At 38.4% G+C, this 16,955-nt stretch carries 20 protein-coding genes, 2 pseudogenes and 1 other annotated feature (1 of these 23 cut by a window edge); of the genes and pseudogenes, 15 read left to right on the top strand and 7 right to left on the bottom strand.

Features of this window, described 5'->3' with window-relative positions; all coding sequences use genetic code 11:
* Positions 1–81, top strand: a binding site (T-box leader); it begins 137 nt to the left of the window's first position.
* A 104-nt stretch (positions 82–185) separates the two neighbouring features.
* From argB to G7057_RS02070, 6 genes are all read left to right on the top strand, one after another.
* Positions 186–1,070 (top strand): acetylglutamate kinase, encoded by an 885-nt coding sequence (gene argB / locus G7057_RS02095; RefSeq protein WP_166160963.1) that lies wholly within the window; start codon positions 186–188, stop codon positions 1,068–1,070.
* Positions 1,051–2,259, top strand: coding sequence for an aspartate aminotransferase family protein (locus G7057_RS02090; protein ID WP_166160961.1), 1,209 nt, complete (start codon positions 1,051–1,053; stop codon positions 2,257–2,259). Before argB ends, G7057_RS02090 begins: the two co-directional genes overlap by 20 nt.
* Positions 2,260–2,262: 3 nt before the next feature.
* Entirely contained in the window at positions 2,263–2,802 is a 540-nt protein-coding gene (locus G7057_RS02085; RefSeq protein WP_166160959.1) for a GNAT family N-acetyltransferase, read from the top strand.
* The gene (argC, locus tag G7057_RS02080; protein ID WP_076765059.1) at positions 2,799–3,845 is read left to right on the top strand and encodes an N-acetyl-gamma-glutamyl-phosphate reductase; all 1,047 of its coding nucleotides are present in this window, start codon (positions 2,799–2,801) and stop codon (positions 3,843–3,845) included. The genes G7057_RS02085 and argC overlap by 4 nt, the downstream gene beginning before the upstream one ends.
* 20 nt (positions 3,846–3,865) lie before the next feature.
* On the top strand, positions 3,866–4,870 hold the full coding sequence (gene argF / locus G7057_RS02075; RefSeq protein WP_166160957.1) for an ornithine carbamoyltransferase: 1,005 nt from the start codon (positions 3,866–3,868) through the stop codon (positions 4,868–4,870).
* 85 nt (positions 4,871–4,955) lie between these two features.
* On the top strand, positions 4,956–5,360 hold the full coding sequence (locus tag G7057_RS02070) for a GtrA family protein (protein ID WP_083686891.1): 405 nt from the start codon (positions 4,956–4,958) through the stop codon (positions 5,358–5,360).
* Positions 5,361–5,385: 25 nt separating this feature from the next.
* On the opposite strand, the gene G7057_RS02065 is transcribed toward G7057_RS02070, so the two are convergent.
* Complete coding sequence (locus G7057_RS02065) at positions 5,386–5,988, bottom strand: hypothetical protein (RefSeq protein ID WP_166160955.1); 603 nt, start codon at positions 5,986–5,988, stop codon at positions 5,386–5,388.
* 936 nt (positions 5,989–6,924) lie between these two features.
* Here G7057_RS02065 and G7057_RS02060 point away from each other — a divergent pair.
* From G7057_RS02060 to G7057_RS02040, 5 genes are all read left to right on the top strand, one after another.
* On the top strand, positions 6,925–7,242 hold the full coding sequence (locus tag G7057_RS02060; protein WP_166160953.1) for a rhodanese-like domain-containing protein: 318 nt from the start codon (positions 6,925–6,927) through the stop codon (positions 7,240–7,242).
* A gap of 4 nt (positions 7,243–7,246) precedes the next feature.
* Positions 7,247–8,902 (top strand): FAD-dependent oxidoreductase, encoded by a 1,656-nt coding sequence (locus G7057_RS02055; RefSeq protein WP_166160951.1) that lies wholly within the window; start codon positions 7,247–7,249, stop codon positions 8,900–8,902.
* Positions 8,895–9,197, top strand: coding sequence for a rhodanese-like domain-containing protein (locus G7057_RS02050; protein ID WP_166160949.1), 303 nt, complete (start codon positions 8,895–8,897; stop codon positions 9,195–9,197). The genes G7057_RS02055 and G7057_RS02050 overlap by 8 nt, the downstream gene beginning before the upstream one ends.
* The gene (locus tag G7057_RS02045) at positions 9,194–9,454 is read left to right on the top strand and encodes a metal-sensitive transcriptional regulator (RefSeq protein WP_166160947.1); all 261 of its coding nucleotides are present in this window, start codon (positions 9,194–9,196) and stop codon (positions 9,452–9,454) included. The genes G7057_RS02050 and G7057_RS02045 overlap by 4 nt, the downstream gene beginning before the upstream one ends.
* Before the next feature lie 85 nt (positions 9,455–9,539).
* Positions 9,540–9,860 (top strand): Beta-galactosidase C-terminal domain, encoded by a 321-nt coding sequence (locus G7057_RS02040; protein WP_166160945.1) that lies wholly within the window; start codon positions 9,540–9,542, stop codon positions 9,858–9,860.
* Between the two features lie 312 nt (positions 9,861–10,172).
* On the opposite strand, the gene G7057_RS02035 is transcribed toward G7057_RS02040, so the two are convergent.
* Positions 10,173–10,772: a trimeric intracellular cation channel family protein gene (locus tag G7057_RS02035; RefSeq protein ID WP_166160943.1), complete on the bottom strand. Its 600-nt coding sequence runs from the start codon at positions 10,770–10,772 to the stop codon at positions 10,173–10,175.
* Positions 10,773–10,804: 32 nt separating this feature from the next.
* Entirely contained in the window at positions 10,805–11,995 is a 1,191-nt protein-coding gene (locus tag G7057_RS02030) for an amidohydrolase (RefSeq protein ID WP_166160941.1), read from the bottom strand.
* Between the two features lie 117 nt (positions 11,996–12,112).
* Between G7057_RS02030 and G7057_RS02025 the strand changes: the two are divergent.
* Both G7057_RS02025 and G7057_RS02020 read left to right on the top strand, forming a co-directional pair.
* Positions 12,113–12,643: pseudogene (locus G7057_RS02025) on the top strand (PTS transporter subunit EIIC); the annotation flags it as partial.
* Positions 12,644–12,826: 183 nt separating this feature from the next.
* Positions 12,827–13,543 carry a GntR family transcriptional regulator gene (locus tag G7057_RS02020; protein ID WP_166160939.1) on the top strand — a complete coding sequence of 239 codons (717 nt, stop codon included), beginning with the start codon at positions 12,827–12,829 and terminating at the stop codon, positions 13,541–13,543.
* 43 nt (positions 13,544–13,586) lie between these two features.
* On the opposite strand, the gene G7057_RS02015 is transcribed toward G7057_RS02020, so the two are convergent.
* Both G7057_RS02015 and G7057_RS02010 read right to left on the bottom strand, forming a co-directional pair.
* Positions 13,587–14,090 carry a hypothetical protein gene (locus G7057_RS02015; protein WP_166160937.1) on the bottom strand — a complete coding sequence of 168 codons (504 nt, stop codon included), beginning with the start codon at positions 14,088–14,090 and terminating at the stop codon, positions 13,587–13,589.
* Positions 14,091–14,106: 16 nt separating this feature from the next.
* Positions 14,107–14,742, bottom strand: a complete 636-nt coding sequence (locus G7057_RS02010) for a DsbA family oxidoreductase (protein ID WP_166160935.1) — start codon at positions 14,740–14,742, stop codon at positions 14,107–14,109.
* 98 nt (positions 14,743–14,840) lie between these two features.
* Here G7057_RS02010 and G7057_RS02005 point away from each other — a divergent pair.
* A pseudogene (locus tag G7057_RS02005) lies at positions 14,841–15,065 on the top strand (ROK family protein); the annotation flags it as partial.
* Between the two features lie 19 nt (positions 15,066–15,084).
* Positions 15,085–15,807: a class I SAM-dependent DNA methyltransferase gene (locus G7057_RS02000; protein ID WP_166160931.1), complete on the top strand. Its 723-nt coding sequence runs from the start codon at positions 15,085–15,087 to the stop codon at positions 15,805–15,807.
* Positions 15,808–15,957: 150 nt separating this feature from the next.
* Here the strand turns inward: G7057_RS02000 and G7057_RS01995 are convergent, their stop codons facing one another.
* Positions 15,958–16,650 (bottom strand): DUF554 domain-containing protein, encoded by a 693-nt coding sequence (locus G7057_RS01995; protein WP_166160929.1) that lies wholly within the window; start codon positions 16,648–16,650, stop codon positions 15,958–15,960.
* A gap of 25 nt (positions 16,651–16,675) precedes the next feature.
* Positions 16,676–16,921 carry a hypothetical protein gene (locus tag G7057_RS01990; protein ID WP_166160927.1) on the bottom strand — a complete coding sequence of 82 codons (246 nt, stop codon included), beginning with the start codon at positions 16,919–16,921 and terminating at the stop codon, positions 16,676–16,678.
* Positions 16,922–16,955 lie beyond the last annotated feature (34 nt).

Here is a 16,955-nt window from a genome sequence, read left to right as displayed (position 1 = left end):
GCTGAGCGTTATCGCAGATCGAGGGAATAGGCCACTGCGCCTATTAATCAGAGTGGTACCGCGGGAAAGCCCGTCTCTATTTTAGGATAGAGGCGGGCTTTTTTAGCTAAAAATGTCGAGTGAGCGAAAAAAACCTAGCTACTCGACATAAAATAAATAAAACGCAATTGACAAGGAGTGATGGGATGATTATTTCAGCAGATGAACGGGCCGAGATATTAATTGACAGCCTAGGCTATATTAAAAAGTTTCATAATAAGATTGTTGTGATTAAGTATGGCGGCAATGCCATGTTGAACGATAAGTTAAAGGCTTCCGTAATAAAAGATATTGTACTACTCAAATATATTGGGATGAATCCAGTGATTGTTCATGGCGGTGGCCCTGAGATTACCCAGATGATGGCATTGAAGGGGATTGAAACCAAATTTGTAAATGGCCTTCGTGTCACCACACCGGAAACGATGAAGGTGGCTGAAATGGTTTTGACAGGAAGTATTTCTCCTGATATTGCATCTTTGTTTAATGCTAACGGAGTACCGAGTGTGAGCATGAGCGGTAAAGATGGTAAAACCATTTTAGCTAAGCAAAGAGACCCAGAGCTAGGCTTAGTCGGAGAAGTGACTCATATCAATACAGATTATATTTTAAATCTGATTGAAGATGGCTATTTACCGGTTGTCTCACCCATTGCTTATGGTGAGGACGGTATGAGTTTAAATATCAATTCTGATGAAGTTGCGAAACATTTAGCAACAGCTTTATCAGCAGATAAATTAATGTTAATCACAGATGTTGATGGCGTCTTAAATGATCCGAAAGATCCAACGACACTTATATCAAGACTAACCCTATCACAAATTAAAGAGGCAATTTCTGATGGTATTATTTCCGGAGGGATGATACCCAAACTCGATTGTTGTACGGGCGCAATTGAAGGAGGGGTTCATCGCTGCCACATTATTAATGGTACTATTCCACATTCGATTATTATTGAACTTTTTACAAAGGATGGTATTGGAACGATGGTGACCAATGAGGAGGATATTCATGAAAACGGCGATCGATAAACAATCTGTTATCAAAACAGCAGACCAATATTTAATGAACACCTATAGCCGCCAACCGATAGTCTTTGTTGATGGCTTTGAGTCAACCTTAATCGATTCAGAAGGCAAGCATTATACTGATTTCCTAGCTGGCATTGCAGTGACTAATCTGGGTTATAGTAACGAAAAGGTAAAGTCAGCCATGCTTCAACAAGCTAACACACTCGTTCATACGTCAAATTTATTTCATATTGAGCCGCAAGTAGCACTAGCTAAACTGCTATGTGATAACTCATTTGCTGACAAAGCCTTCTTTTCTAACTCAGGAGCGGAAGCAAATGAAGGAGCCATTAAACTTGCTCGTAAGCGTGCCTATCTCACTCATGGCAGTGAAAAAAATGAAATCGTCGCGATGAAAGGTTCTTTCCATGGTCGGACACTGGCAACCATGAATATGACGGATAACGCCCATTACCGTGAAGGCTATGGCCCCCATCCAAGTGGTTTTGTCTTCACACCCTTTAACGATAGTGAGGCACTAAAACAAGTAGTCGGTCAGCAAACAGCAGCGATTATTTTGGAACCTATTCAAGGAGAAGGCGGGGTTTATCCAGCGACACAAGAGTTTCTTCAAACCGCTCGCCAGCTAGCAGACCAATACGACTGTGCGCTTATTTTCGATGAGATTCAGTGCGGTATGGGCCGTTCAGGCTACATGTTTGCTTATGAAGAATTAGCCATTGAGCCTGATATCATCACATTGGCAAAAGCACTAGCAAACGGTCTGCCAATTGGTGCTATTTTAGCAAAAGGTGACTATGCCACTACTTTCCAACCTGGCAGCCACGGCACAACTTTTGGTGGCAATCCCTTAGCAACAGCAGCGGGTAAGGCAACCGTAGAAGAATTACTAAAGGAAGGCTTTTTAGATACTGTTAAAGAAAAAAGTCATTATATGAAAAAACAACTGCTAAACCTACAAGCCAATCAGCCGTTAATTAAAGAGGTCAGAGGAAAAGGGTTACTACTAGGTTTAGAGCTTAACAGTGCTGGTGCAACAATCGTTCAAGAGATGTTGGCGAAAGGTTTTATTATTAATTGTACGCAAGGAACTATTTTGCGGTTTATCCCGCCATTGACGATTAGCTATGAGGAAATAGATGCTATGGTGACTGCTTTAACAGATTTATTAGGAGAATTAGAGGTGTAGGCTTTGAAAATTAGACAAACGAGCTGGGTCGATTTACCTATCTTAATGGATATGTTTGACTATGGCAGAAAACTCCAACGGCAATTAGGAAATATTTACCAATGGCAAAATGGTGACCCTAGCCAAGCTGTATTAGAAGCTGATATTCAAAGTGGCTATTCCTATGTTTGTGTCACCGATGAAGCAGAAGAACCCCTTTTACCAAAAGGAACCATAGTAGCAACTTTTTATTTACTACAAGACCATAATCCACTTTTTGATACATTGACTAATGGGGATTGGCTTTCTCATGATCCTTATGTCACCATTCATAGAATGTGTACCAATGGTAAGTTAAAGGGGGCGAGTCAGTACTGTATGAGGTGGGTCTTAGACCATTATTCTAATATTCGTATATATACACATGAAACCAATAAACCAATGATTCATGTTATTCAGAAATTTGGATTTAGTTTCTGTGGTCATATTTTTCCGGCAGATGGTGAAGCGAGAAATGCTTATCATTATGTCGCTAACGAACAACTAAAGGAAGTGATTTCGTGATAAAAGTAGGTATTCTCGGTGCTAGCGGCTATGCTGGCGCAGAACTGGTCCGTTTACTCGTTCAACGTCAAGACATTGAATTAGTCTTCGTTCATTCCAATAATTATGCCGATGCAGCTTTTTCAAGTCGCTACCCCCATTTAAAAGCGATTTTTGATAAAGGGTTCTCTGCAATTGAAATCGAAGAAACGGATTTGTTTGACCAAATTGATGTCCTCTTTTGCGCATTGCCGCATGCGGCATCCCAACTAGCTGTTAAAACAGCCGTTAACAAAGGAATCAAGGTTATTGATTTGTCGGCTGATTTCCGTTTAAGTGATCCTGATGTTTATGAGAAATGGTATCAAACGAAACATGAGGTAACTGACCTTTTGGAAAAAGCTGTTTATGGTCTTCCAGAAATAAACCGCCAAGCTATTCAAGAAACAAACTTAATTGCTAATCCCGGTTGCTATCCAACATCGGTTATTCTAGGCTTGTATCCCTTACTAAAGGCGGGCTACAAACCCAAACAAACCATTATTTCAGATTCTAAATCTGGGCTCTCAGGAGCAGGGCGTGGTTTGAAAGACGGCAATCTATTTGTTCAAGCAACCGAAACCATTCAACCCTATGCCGTTGGGACTCACCGTCATACACCAGAAATTGTGGAACAGCTAACAGCTATTAGCCAAGAAGACGTATCATTGATGTTTGTACCACATTTGGTTCCGATGCAGAGAGGGATTTTATCCACTATTTATGTGCATAATGACCACCACTTAAGCTATGATGATATTGATAAGCTTTACAAAGAAACTTACCAAGGTGAGCCCTTTGTGAGAGTATTAAACCAAGGCGAAACACCAACAACTAAAGCTGTGAGCGGCTCTAACTATTGTGATATCGGCTTAGCAGTTGATGAAACGACTAACACCATTATTATCACAGCTGTGATTGATAATCTCATTAAAGGTGCTAGTGGCCAAGCCGTTCAAAATATGAATATTATCTTTGGTTTGGACGAGACAACAGGCTTAACGCAAGCACCAATCTGGCCATAAAAAAGAAAAGGAGTGTTGATATGTTTCAAGGAAAAAGCTTCCTGAAAGAAATTGATTTTACAGCAGGTCAGCTCAACTATTTGATTGATTTTGCAATTCACTTAAAAGACTTAAAAAAACGAGGCATTCCTCACCAGTATTTAAAAGGACAAAATATTTGTTTACTCTTTGAAAAGAGTTCAACTCGAACAAGAGCCGCTTTCACCGTTGCTGCCAGCGATTTAGGTGCGTCAGCTGAATATTTAGGTGCCAATGATATTCATTTAAATGCTAAAGAATCAGTTGAAGATACAGCGAAAGTATTGGGCAGTATGTTTGATGGGATTGAATTTCGTGGCTTTAGCCAAGCGGTAGCAGAAGATTTAGCCAAGTATGCGGGTGTTCCTGTTTGGAATGGCCTAACTGATGATTGGCATCCTACTCAAATGATTGCAGATTACATGACATTAAAGGAAGAATTTGGTGATTTAAAAGGACTAACATTAGTTTATTGTGGTGATGGTCGTAATAACGTTGCCAATAGCCTACTTGTAACTGGAGCTATTTTAGGTGTCAATGTCACGATTGCGGCACCTAACAGTCTTTTTCCAGATGATAGTGTCTTAACTTTAGCGCAAACCTACGCCCAAGAATCAGGAGCGCAGCTTACCGTAACAGACGATATTCAGTCTGCTGTTGTGGATGCAGATGCCCTTTATACAGATGTCTGGGTCTCTATGGGAGAAGAAGATCAGTTTGAACAACGGATTAAACTATTACTGGACTATCAAATTAATCAAGCTTTAACCAAGCAAATTCAAAAGGATTATATTTTCTTGCATTGTCTGCCAGCCTTTCATGATGACACGACAAGCTATGCAAAAGAGATTGCAAGTCAATTTGGAATTAGCGAAATGGAAGTAACTGATCAGGTCTTCCGTAGCCCCCAAGCGCGCCAATTCCAACAAGCTGAAAATAGAATGCATGCCATTAAAGCCATTATGGCAGCGACAAATGGTCATTTATTTATTCCACAGATTGATTAACGTCTAACAATCCTCTGTTAGACGGCGACACCTTTCTTAGGTATAATCAAGAGCATAAGAGAGGGCGGTTGCGGTGAAAGAGCGAATGAAACGGTATGAAGAATTAGTGGGATATGTAGTCTTTGGCGGTCTGACTACAGTTGTGAATATTGTCGTATTTTTGGTACTAGAAAGGTATTCAGCCTTACCTTACTTGTGGGCAAATGCGATTGCAATTATCCTATCCATTTTATTCGCCTTTTTCACGAATAAACGCTATGTATTCAAATCACGAACAAAGCATTTACAGGCGCTGTGGCGCGAGTTTTATTTATTCGTTGGCTTTCGTTTGATAACGGCTTTCATTGATATGATCAGCATGTTTATACTGATTGATATGATTAACATCCCTGTCGAACCAGCCAAACTAATCACACAAGTCATTGTAGTCGTTTTAAACTACATCAGTAGTAAATGGTTTGTATTTAAACAAAAGAACGGACACCATTAGCCCCCCTAATGGTATCCGTTCTTTTTTAATAGTTTTTCTTCGGGTGGCGGTCAACGACTTCAGGATAGCGATCAAGTAATGCTTGTCCACTTTCTGTCAGTTCATAGCCTCTTAGCGTAAAGAAGTCTTGTAAGGCTTCCTCATCAAAATGACTGCGAATAAGCATCATCAATTGGTCTTTATTTAGCGATGAGTAACCACTGATTTTTTCTGCTTTTAAGCGGCTTTTCAATTGAGCTGCGCTGAGATAAGTGAGCGATTCGTTAGCACTTAATTCTCTCGCATAACCTTTTTCAAGTAATTCCTCTAAAGCTTGTTGGCCGTTAATGCCATAATTATATTCAAAGTATTTAGGATAAATACTGTCGTTTCTGAATGTTCCAAAACCGATTCGCCATAATAATATGAGATAACCTGGCAAAATGTCCTCTTCATAACGAACCATATGGCGTTTTGGAACGAGCGTTTCTCTGCCATCCGAAACTTTATCGAGCCATTCTTTAAGGGGGCGTTTGGGTGAAATATAAGGCACTTCGTCATAATCCTGATAGCGTTCAATAACAGCTTGAACCTCAGGATCGTTTAAGTCAAGATGGGTATTTTGTCTGTCTAGTCGAGGGGAATTCATCTGAACACCTACTTTCTTCTATTACAATCATTGTAATGCTTTATTTTAAAATTGAAAAGAAAAAGGAGTAAGCATGGCTGTTAAAAATCAGGTCTGCTTACTCTTTTTATTATTCTGAGAATGCTTTAGTAACAGCATTTTCAATCATACGTGCAAATTGACCGCTTGAACACCTAATAAGGATAAAAGGGCAGATAAGACTAATACAAGTCCGCACAATAAGATAAAAATCCTAACGGGATTCTGCATCTTATTTCCTCTGTCTATCATAAAATTTAGACGTTTAAAGACCAAAAAGTCGCTTTACATAAACTTAACTCGTCATTTACTGAAAATAAATAAGACTCTGCTAACATCTAGTTTATAGTTTTTTGATTTGTCAATTTAAGCTAGACAAAGTTGATTCATCTTGTAAGCGGTGAACAAGATACTGGGAATCCTATCGGTTTTACGGGAAGTAAAGGTTTTTTCGCCATCAATGGTGGTAACGTTGTTAATTGTATTTTGTACATCTAGATTATGAATAGTGATGCTAACCGTCTAATTTTCAAGCAGGCCAAACAGAAGCACTAGCAAATGTTATTACGTTCACTTTATTGATAACTTTGTTTATATGGGTGGTGGTGGCGCAACAAACGGTTTGATTTTTGTTATCCTAATTTTATCAATATGAAAAAATGCCATACAACAGCTGTTACGGTATCATGTACAATGCCACCAGTTATCAGTGGTTATTTAATACAGGAGGAAGTTTTGCTGGGTCGCTTTTACAAATCAACTGTATTTTAGTTGATATTGTGATTTACTTGTCGTTATTTATCATTTAATTAAATATGCCATCTGATGAAAGGCTTAGCCTAGCTATTGACAAAGGCAATAGAGATGCTTTAATATACCTATAGGGGTATATTAAATTGAGGGTAAAGGAGAATAAAAATGTTTCACTTATTTAAACGAATACCAACGATATCAAGCGATGAAATGGAAAGTAAGTTGACGAAGCGTATTCAATTGATTGACGTTCGCACAAAATCAGAATACCGGCTGGGGCATATTCCTGAGGCTAGAAATGTTCCTTTAGACAGTCTTCATACCTTTAAAGGAAACAAAGATGAGATCGTTTATGTGATTTGTCAGAGTGGCATGCGTAGTAAACGGGCGGCTAAAGAATTATCTAGTCAAGGTTATGATGTCCGTAATATTCGTTATGGTATGAACCAGTGGCAAGGGGAAATAAGAAAGGGGAATGAATAGAATAATGGAAAAAGTAGTTATTATAGGTGGCGTAGCCGGAGGGATGTCAGCAGCGACACGCTTACGCCGATTAAATGAATCGCTGAATATTGTTGTCTTTGAAAAGGGTCCTTATGTATCCTTTGCGAACTGTGGATTACCGTATTACGTCTCTGGAGAAATTGAAAATCGAGATAGCTTGTTATTGCAAACACCGGAATCCCTCCATAATCGCTTCAACATAGATGTTCGGGTGAACCATGAAGTTACTGCTATTAATCCAGATACTAAGACACTAACGGTGAACAACCAAGGTGTAGAAAAAACGGAAAGCTATGATAAATTGATTTTATCTCCCGGAGCGAAACCATTCCTTCCTCAAATAGCTGGCATGGAAGAAGCAGAGAATGTCTTTACTTTAAGAAATGTACCTGATCTAGATGGTATTATGAACTATCTAAATGACCATAAAATAGAGAAGGCTTTAGTGATTGGGGCAGGCTTCATTGGTTTGGAGATGGCAGAAAATTTGAAGGCAATCGGTTTGGATGTCACGATTGTTGAGAAAGCACCACACATTTTGCCAACTTTAGATGAAGAAATGGCTGCTTTTGTAAGTCGTGAACTTGAAGCGAATCACGTTAAAGTAGTGACCGGTCAATCGGCAACTAAGTTTAGCAATAAAGGTCGATCAGTTTACCTAGAAGATGGTCAAAAAATTGAAACAGATTTGATTATTTTATCCATTGGTGTTCAACCAGACAGTCGTTTAGCTGAAGAGGCTGGTCTTGAATTAGGATTACGTGGCGGTATTGTGGTTAACGAACAGTATCAAACATCAGACCCTGATATTTATGCGGTGGGTGATGCGATTATTGTAAAACAACAATTGACTGGCGAAGATAGCCTGATTTCATTAGCATCTCCTGCTAACCGCCAAGGTCGTCAAGTTGCTGATGTTCTTTCAGCTCTCAATCGAAAAAATAAAGGGAGCATTGGCACAGCTATTGTGCGTGTATTTGGTATAACAGCAGCTTCGACAGGTCTGACTGAGCGACTAGTAAAAAATAGTAACTTGAATTATAAAGCAGTTCATACAACAAACAAAGACCACGCGTCTTATTATCCAGGCGCAACAGATATTCAGTTAAAACTAATTTTTGATCCGACGACAGGTAAGATATATGGTGCGCAAGCTGTTGGAGCTAAGGGTGTCGATAAGCGAATTGATGTCTTAGCAACAGCTATTAAAGGCGGGCTAACGATTTTCGATTTGCCAGAATTAGAATTGACATATGCACCGCCATTTGGTTCGGCTAAGGATCCTGTGAATATGATTGGCTATGTCGCGATGAATATTGCTGAGGAGCTGAGCGATAATATTCAGTGGCATGAACTATTAGATGAATTAGCTAATGGAGCAATCTTGCTAGATGTTCGATCAAAAGCAGAATTAGCAAATGGTCAATTTAAAGATGCGATTCATATTCCCTTAGATGAGTTGCGACAACGCATCGATGAATTAGATAGAGAGCAAACGTATATCATTAGTTGCCATAGTGGATTAAGAAGTTATCTAGGAGAGCGTCTGTTAAAACAACATCAGTTCAAGGTTAAAAATTTAGATGGTGCTTTTTCAATTTACCAAACAGTAAGACCGGAGGAGATTCGTTATGTATAGATCAAAAGGAATGGATGAATTTTACCAAGAAGATTATCGACAAGGCGCAACGATTATCGATGTTAGGGAAGTTGATGAGTTTACACAGGGGCATATTCCCTCAGCTAAAAATGTTCCACTCAGTGAACTTCCTGAAAGCTTTTCTAAGCTAGAGAAACAAACAGACTATCATGTTATTTGCCATTCAGGAGGACGCTCTGCCATGGCATGTGAGTTTTTAGCTCAAAAAGGCTATAATGTTGTCAACGTTATGGGCGGTATGTCCTCTTGGAAAGGAGAGATTATTAACGAATGACATCATGTGATAAAAAAGTTCTGAATAGGCTAAAACGAGCAGAAGGTCAAATTCGAGGCATTCAAAAGATGATTGAAGATGAGAAAGAATGCACGGATATTATCACGCAATTAAGTGCTGTCAGATCAAGTGTTGATCGGATTATGGGAATTATTGTTGCTGAAAACCTACAAAACTGTATACAGAATCCTGATGAGGATCAAAATTTACAAGCAGAAAAAATTCAACAAGCCATTGATTTGATTATCAAAAAATAGATAGTTAAAAAAGATTTGTAAATCATCTCCGCAACTTGTATAATTTGCTTTAATAAGCTAAGTTGTACGGACAACTTTAGCGGAGGTGACGGTCAATCATTATCAAGATGGTCATGTTTATTACATCGGAACAGAACTTGATAAAGAGAGTTTAGCGACTATTTTAGATCAAGCATCAGTAGGAATTGAGCGCGAGTTAGAAGAAACGACAAGACTTGAAGTGACAAGACGTTATCAAGCTGATGAAAGTTTTACTTTTATTATTAACTTTACGTCAGAACAACAGCCACTACCAAGTGAGTTTGTTGGTATGAAAGATACCTTAAGTGGCGAGCATTTATCAGCTGATAAATCTCTAAACCCTTATGACACCATTGTGATTCGAAAAGGAAAAGATGGATCATGACAGTGAAACTAACGGTTCATCCTAACCAATTTCAATCTGAATTAAAAGATTGGAAACACAGATGCTAATCACTACAGATTCAATTTAGCTACGGTATTAAGTAAATAGAATCGAAAAAAGTTTCTATTTGTTCAACTTGAACAGCTGCATGAGGCGTCATGTACATCTATCAGAAGCTAACTACACTGGAACTATCAAAAATAAAACATTATTCTAGAGACTTGTAACCGACTTTAAAAGCAAATAAACCCCCACCTATTAGACCAAATTCTAATAGGTGGGGGTTAGTCTATTCTTCAAAAAATAATTATATTAACGATAAAAATAACGTGGTAAATTCCAATTGTAATGAACACTAGCGACACGCAATAAAACGATAACGCCTAGTAACACAACAGTCAAAACAGATGATTCCACAAGATTTAATCCGACAATCATTCCAGCTACACCAGCCCAAATGGCATATATCTCAGAGTGGAAAATCATTGGCTTTCTTCCAGCAAAAATGTCTCGTAACATTCCGCCACCAGCTCCTGTCAAAATAGCAGCTAGCGTAATGGAAATAAGCGGCGCGTCAAAGGACATAGCAGCCTTAGCACCTTGAATGGCAAAAGCTGCCAATCCTACCGCATCAAAGAAAACAATGCTACTTCTTAAATGCCCCCGCCAGATATTAGGCAGAAAAAAGACTAGGGTAATCACTAAAAACGCAATTTTAAAGAGAGAGCTCTGCATCCAGATATTCTGAACAGGAATACCGATAACCAGATTTCGAATTAAACCGCCACCGAAAGCAGTGGTAAAACCTAAAATATAAAAACCAAAAATATCAAAATCTTCTTCAATCGCAATCAGTGTTCCACTGACAGCAAAGGCAATTGTGCCAATAATACTAAGAATTTCCCAAGTCACTATCATTTCTCCTGTTCTAAAAATAAATCGGTTTAACCACAAAAGTCTGCTACGACTGCTGCCATAGCTTTGGCACTAATAATTAAACTATCCTCGTTAATATCAAATTTCGGATGGTGATGAGGATACCATGGACCCTCAGCAGGACGTGCGCCTACATAGAAGAAACAGCCTGGTTTCTCTTTCAAATAATAGGCGAAGTCTTCAGAAGGTGGTTGCGGAGCAGTTTCAACAACTGCTTTTATTTCTGGAATCCTCGCTCCTTCAAGCGCTGCTTGTACCCGGTCTGTAATAGCAGGATCGTTATAGAGAACAGGGTAGTCATTCGCATACTCGAGTTCAATTGATACGCCATAAGTTGTTGCAAGTCCTTCTGCCATTTGGCGAATTTGAGATTCAACCATTTCTCTTGCTTCGTCTGACATAGAACGGACATCACCCTCTAATACGACCGAATCTTTAATAATATTAAACGTTCCCTTACCATCAAATGATCCAATAGTGACAACTGCTGTATCAAAGGGATCAATACGACGACTGACAACCGTTTGGCAGTTCATGACAAAGGCACTTGCTGCTACAATCGCGTCATTCGCCATATGAGGTGACGAACCGTGTCCACCTTTACCTTGTACTTTTAACTTAAAGTAAGATCGTCCAGTTTGTGTATTACCACTGCGATAGTAAACCGTGCCAGTTTCCATTGGAGACATCACATGAATACCAAAAATAGCATCGATATCATCCAAGACGCCAGCTTTGATTATACCAAGAGCGCCACCAGGAGGAACCTCTTCAGCTGGTTGGTGTATAATTTTAATCGTTCCTTTTAGCTGTGATTTTAACTCTGCTAAAGATTCAGCCAAAATCATCATATAAGCGGTATGACCATCATGGCCACAAGCATGCATGACGCCTTTATTTTTTGAAGCATAGGGTAAGCCAGTTTCTTCTTCAATTGGCAAAGCATCAAAGTCGGCTCTTAATGCGATGGTTTGTCCTGGGTGACTGCCTTTAATGGTTACAACGACACCATGCCCGCCACCAACATCTGTTTCCACAGAATCAACAGCAACATCCTTGTAAAAATCACGAATATAGTTAGCGGTTTTTTCCTCTTCAAAGGAAAGTTCGGGATTTTCATGTAAGTATCTCCGAATGTCAATCATACGAGTTTTTTTCGTATCAATCTTCTTGGTGAGTTCATCTAATAAGCTCATCATTTATCATCCTTTCCATTTCGAGTGATCACTATTATTTTAATACGTTTATCTTGTATAAGCCACCAAAGTTTGTTAAAGTGTTCGAGAAGGTACCGCTTTCATTTTTATCAAGAGTAAATTAACACATTCTGGAACACATTAGCATTTGAAAACTTGGAAGCTTATAACGCAGGAAGCGACCTACCAAACATCGTTACAAAATCATTCATGGATACATTTACAGTAGGTTTGGGTGGAACTGGTATGACATTGATGGTTGTTATCATCATGGGATTCTTCCTAAAGAGCCGTCAAATGAAAGATTTAGGACGTTTAGCTATTGGACCTGGAATCTTTAACGTAAACGAACCAGTTATCTTCGGTATGCCAATCGTATTGAATGCGTCAATCGCTATTCCTTGGATTATCACACCACTAGTTGGTGCAACAGTAAACTACTTCGCAATGGCAACAGATATCGTACCTCGACCAACAGGGGTAATCGTTCCTTGGACAATGCCTGTATTCTTCTCAGGTATGATGGCTACAAACTCAATCATGGGTGGTATTCTTCAATTGATCGATATGGCAATTATCGGTGCAATCTGGTATCCATTCTTGAAAGTACAAGACATCGCTAACCTAAAACTAGCAGCAGAAGAAGCTTAGTTTTTATAATAGAAGAAACTCCGCCTCCCCTAGGTGGAGTTTCTTCTATTATATACAGTGAAAACGAGTCAATTGACCAGTTTTTTTAGACTTTGTCTAATAAAGGTTATCATTCAGGACGTATTTTAGCTATAATATAGGTATTAATAGAAGATAGCAGGCAGGAAAGTAGTTGAAGAGAAGATGAGCAAGAAGTATGAAGATATAGCAGAAGAATTACGTCGACGTATTGATCAAGGTATCTATCAAGAAGGACAAATGCTGCCGCAACAAATTGCACTGGCAGAAGAATTCGATGTCAGTCGAATGACATTGAAGAAAGCAATGGATATTTTAGCAATGGAAGGCTTGTTATTTCGCAAACGCGGGGTAGGTACATTCGTACACAAAAGTACATTATGGAATACGTCTAGTTATAAGGCGACTGAGTATCGGGGATTAACTGTACAATTGCCAGATAAGAAGGTAGAAAGTGAAATCATTTCATTTGATATCCAGTTTCCATCTGAAGAGCTGCAAAAGATTCTTCTCTTGGACAGCAACGAAGCCGTTTATCACATTATTCGACTTAGAATTGTTGATAAAAAACCTTATATTCTAGAAGATACCTATTATGTTGTTGACATTGTCAAAAACTTAACAGAAGAAATTATTTACGAATCCATCTATGAATACATTCGTTCGGATCTTGAGTTAAAAGTTGGCGGTGCTTACCGTAAAATTAGTGCTGATACACCAAGTGATGTTGATATTAAACACCTGGATGCATCTGAAAACACACCTGTGTTAGAAGTAGAACAAGTTGTTTACTTGGCTAACGGCACACCATTTGAGTATTCGAAATCAAGAAGCCGGTTTGATATGCGTAGCTATACCATTACAGATATTATTCCTCATTAAAAAGATCGTCCCATTTATCATGTTGATGAATGGGACGATCTTTTTAATAATAAGAAATAAAAATATCGAGATTAAATGCATCTTCTTTCTCAATGACGGTTTTTTCTTCAATTGAATAGACCTTATAGGGGCCGCCGCTAATGAAAACGTAAGTGGTGAGCATATACTTATCGGAATATCGTTTCATATCTTGAACAATAGAAGAGGGAAGATTACCCAGAGTGATACCCTCTATAGTAATCACACCAGATTGCTGGAGGTTAATATCGACTGTCATGGTGCTCATTTCTGCATACTTATAAAGAGCGCGTTGCCGATTCGTTAAGTCTTGATCGCTGAGACCTTTATAAACGATTTGGAAAGGATCTTCATCAATGATTTTTCGCGCAATTTTTTCAATAACTTGATGGTCTGTTTGACAATCAGTAGCCTTCACCGTGATGTCATAGACAGGGACTGTTGATTCTGTTTCTTCTATTATATGTGCTTCTGTTTGAGACATTGGTGTTTCTTTTTTCTGACGTTTAAATAAATCAAATAAACCCATAATCATTCGACTCCTATTACTGTTCTGCCCAAGCAGTTTCTAATGTTTTAGCAAACAGCTCTTGAGGCTGTGCACCGGAAATAGCATAGCGGTTATTAAAGATGAAGAATGGCACACCTTGGATGCCAATTTGACGAGCTTGTTCAATGTCACCTTTAACATTATCACTGTATGCAGTTGATTGGAGAATGGATAAACTATCTTCTTTAGAAATACCAACTTCTTCTGCTAATTTCACGAGTGTATCATGGTCGCTAATTACTTCTCCCTCAGTAAAATAAGCTTTTTTAACGCGTTCCATATAGGACGAGCCTTTATCGATTGACTTAGCGTATTGGTATAGTCGGTGAGCATCAAAGGTATTGGCATTTTTAGCGATGTCAAAACGGAAAGTCAAATCGACCTCTTTAGCAGCTGTTGTGAGGTGTTCTATCATTTGCTTGATTTGTTCTTGTGGCAAACCTTTTGTTTCAGAAAGGCTTTCAGTCATTGTTTTATCTTCTTCGTAGTGAGCATGGGGGTCTAACTGATAACTCTTAAATTCAACTTCAATCTGATCATGATGCTCAAACGCTTGGATAGCACGTTTTAATTTTTCATTTCCGATATAACAAAATGGACATACAAAATCTGTCCAAACTTGAATTCTCATATAATCACTCCTTTATTTATAGTATAACACGGATCAATCTTATGAAGGCGTTCAATGCTTTCTAAGTACATAACTATCAAGAAGAAAAAGGCTTAGCAAGAGCGATTCAAATGCTTGCAGTTGCATTTAATCCAGATAAGGTTATTATTGGAGGAGGTATTTCAAGTCGTGATGACTTGATTACGGATGTATCAGATATAGTACAAGCGTATTTAGAACGTACAAATGCGACTGATTTAGATGTTGAAGTCGTTGCTTGCCAGTATCGTAATGATGCTAACTTAGTAGGTGCAGTTGCATCTTTCTTAGAGCAAAAAAAATAATAACGAAGGAGTCGATAGGATGACTAGCTTTGATAATATAGCCGAAGATTATGATGAGGATATTTACCCTTTAAATACAAACGAATTTATCCAGCCAACAGTAAAAGCCTTGATGAGCTTATCTAAAGGAAAAGATATACTTGAGTTTGGCATAGGAACAGGGCGTATTGCTATTCCATTAGCTAAGAAAGGCTATCAATTATCAGGCATTGACTATTCAAAAGAAATGCTAGCTGTTCTAAACCGTAAAAAAGGGTCAATTGATATGCTGACCTATCATGGTGATATGACGCTAACACGGTTAGATAAATCATTTGACTTAGTCTATCTTATTTTCAATGGCATCACCTATTTACTCACTTTAGATGAACAGTTAGAGTGCTTTTACAATGCGTCTCGTCATTTGAAATCAGGCGGTCGTTTTGTTGTGGAGACCTTTATACCAAAAGTCGATCAAATTGTTAAAGACAATGTGGCCCCTTATGCCTTGGAAGAAGGGTATATTGGCTTCGATAAATACAATCTCATTAATCAAAACATGACATCTTATCAATACAGTATTTCTGAAGACGGGAAGAGTGAAAGTTATCAAACAACCCATCGCTATATTTGGCCGTCAGAGCTAGCGTTAATGGGTAAATTGGCTGGTTTTAAACTTATCCATCAATGGCAAGACTGGGAAGGCAATGACTTAGAACCAGGCAGTGATGATTGCATTATGGTTTTTGAAAAATATAAATAAAAGAATGGCAGTAGCGAAAAAATGATATGCACCCCCATGCTTGGAGAAACCAACCAAAAGGATTGTTGATTGCTAAAGATAGCCGCCTGCCAGTGTTTCCCTTTAACAAAATACTATAGAAAAACAGGTCAGACTGAAGTCTGACCTGTTTTATAGAAATAAACCCAATATAATCGGTAAAAAGACAGCTGGTGAAAAATTCATCACTTTTAAATCGGTTAGTTTTAGCATATTAAGAGCTAACCCAATAATTAATAATGAACCGATACAGGTCATGTCGTTAATAACTGTTTCAGTTAAAAGAGGTGCTAAAAAACTGGCTAGCAAAGTAATACTCGCTTGATAACTAAAAACGAGTATGCCAGATAATAAGACACCAAAGCCTAAACTAGAGGCCATAATAATAGCTGCAATCCCATCGATTAAGGATTTAGCAAAAAGGGTATCATGGTTAGCGGATAATCCACTTTGTAGGGAACCGACAATAGCCATTGCCCCTACACAAAAGACTAAGCTTGCTGTGACAAACCCTTGTGAAATAGAAGGGCCATCAGACGAGTCTGGTTTTAGAAGCCTAACTTCAAACCAGGCCCCAATTTGATTGATTTTAGCGTTTAAGTCTAAACTCTCACCAATTAAGGTACCAAGGACCATCGCAATAATGACCATCAAGACATTATCACCTTGTAAAACGCCACTAATACCAATATATAAGACACATAAACTTAAAGCATTCATGACAGCTGTTCCAATTCGATCAGAAAGGCCCTTTTTCAAAAAAAGACCAACGCCGCCTCCAAAGAAAATAGCTAAGCCATTTACTAAAGCACCAATTAAAATCAAATACTCACTCCTCGGATAGAAATAATTAAATAAATTCGTTTAGAGCTTTTGAAAAGTTAGTTAATTCTGCTAAATCATCTTGAGTGGGATTTTCCACAGATAAGAGAAGTTCATCAGCTTGTAATTCACCGTTAGCATCTTTTGAAACAATGTATAAATCAGCGAATAAATCTTCAGCGTCGTTAATTTCTTTTAAATCAATAGCGTACGAATCCGCATTTTCTTTCTTTTTAAATGATTCTATTTTTTTAAGAATGTCTTGAATATCCATAATCTACCTCCCTGTTTTTTTAGCATTATACCAG

The organism is Jeotgalibaca arthritidis (genome assembly GCF_011100465.1).
Taxonomy (GTDB): Bacteria; Bacillota; Bacilli; order Lactobacillales; family Aerococcaceae; genus Jeotgalibaca; species Jeotgalibaca arthritidis.
The sequence above is the reverse complement of the archived record's forward strand: the minus strand, read 5'-3'. Positions and strand labels throughout refer to the sequence as shown.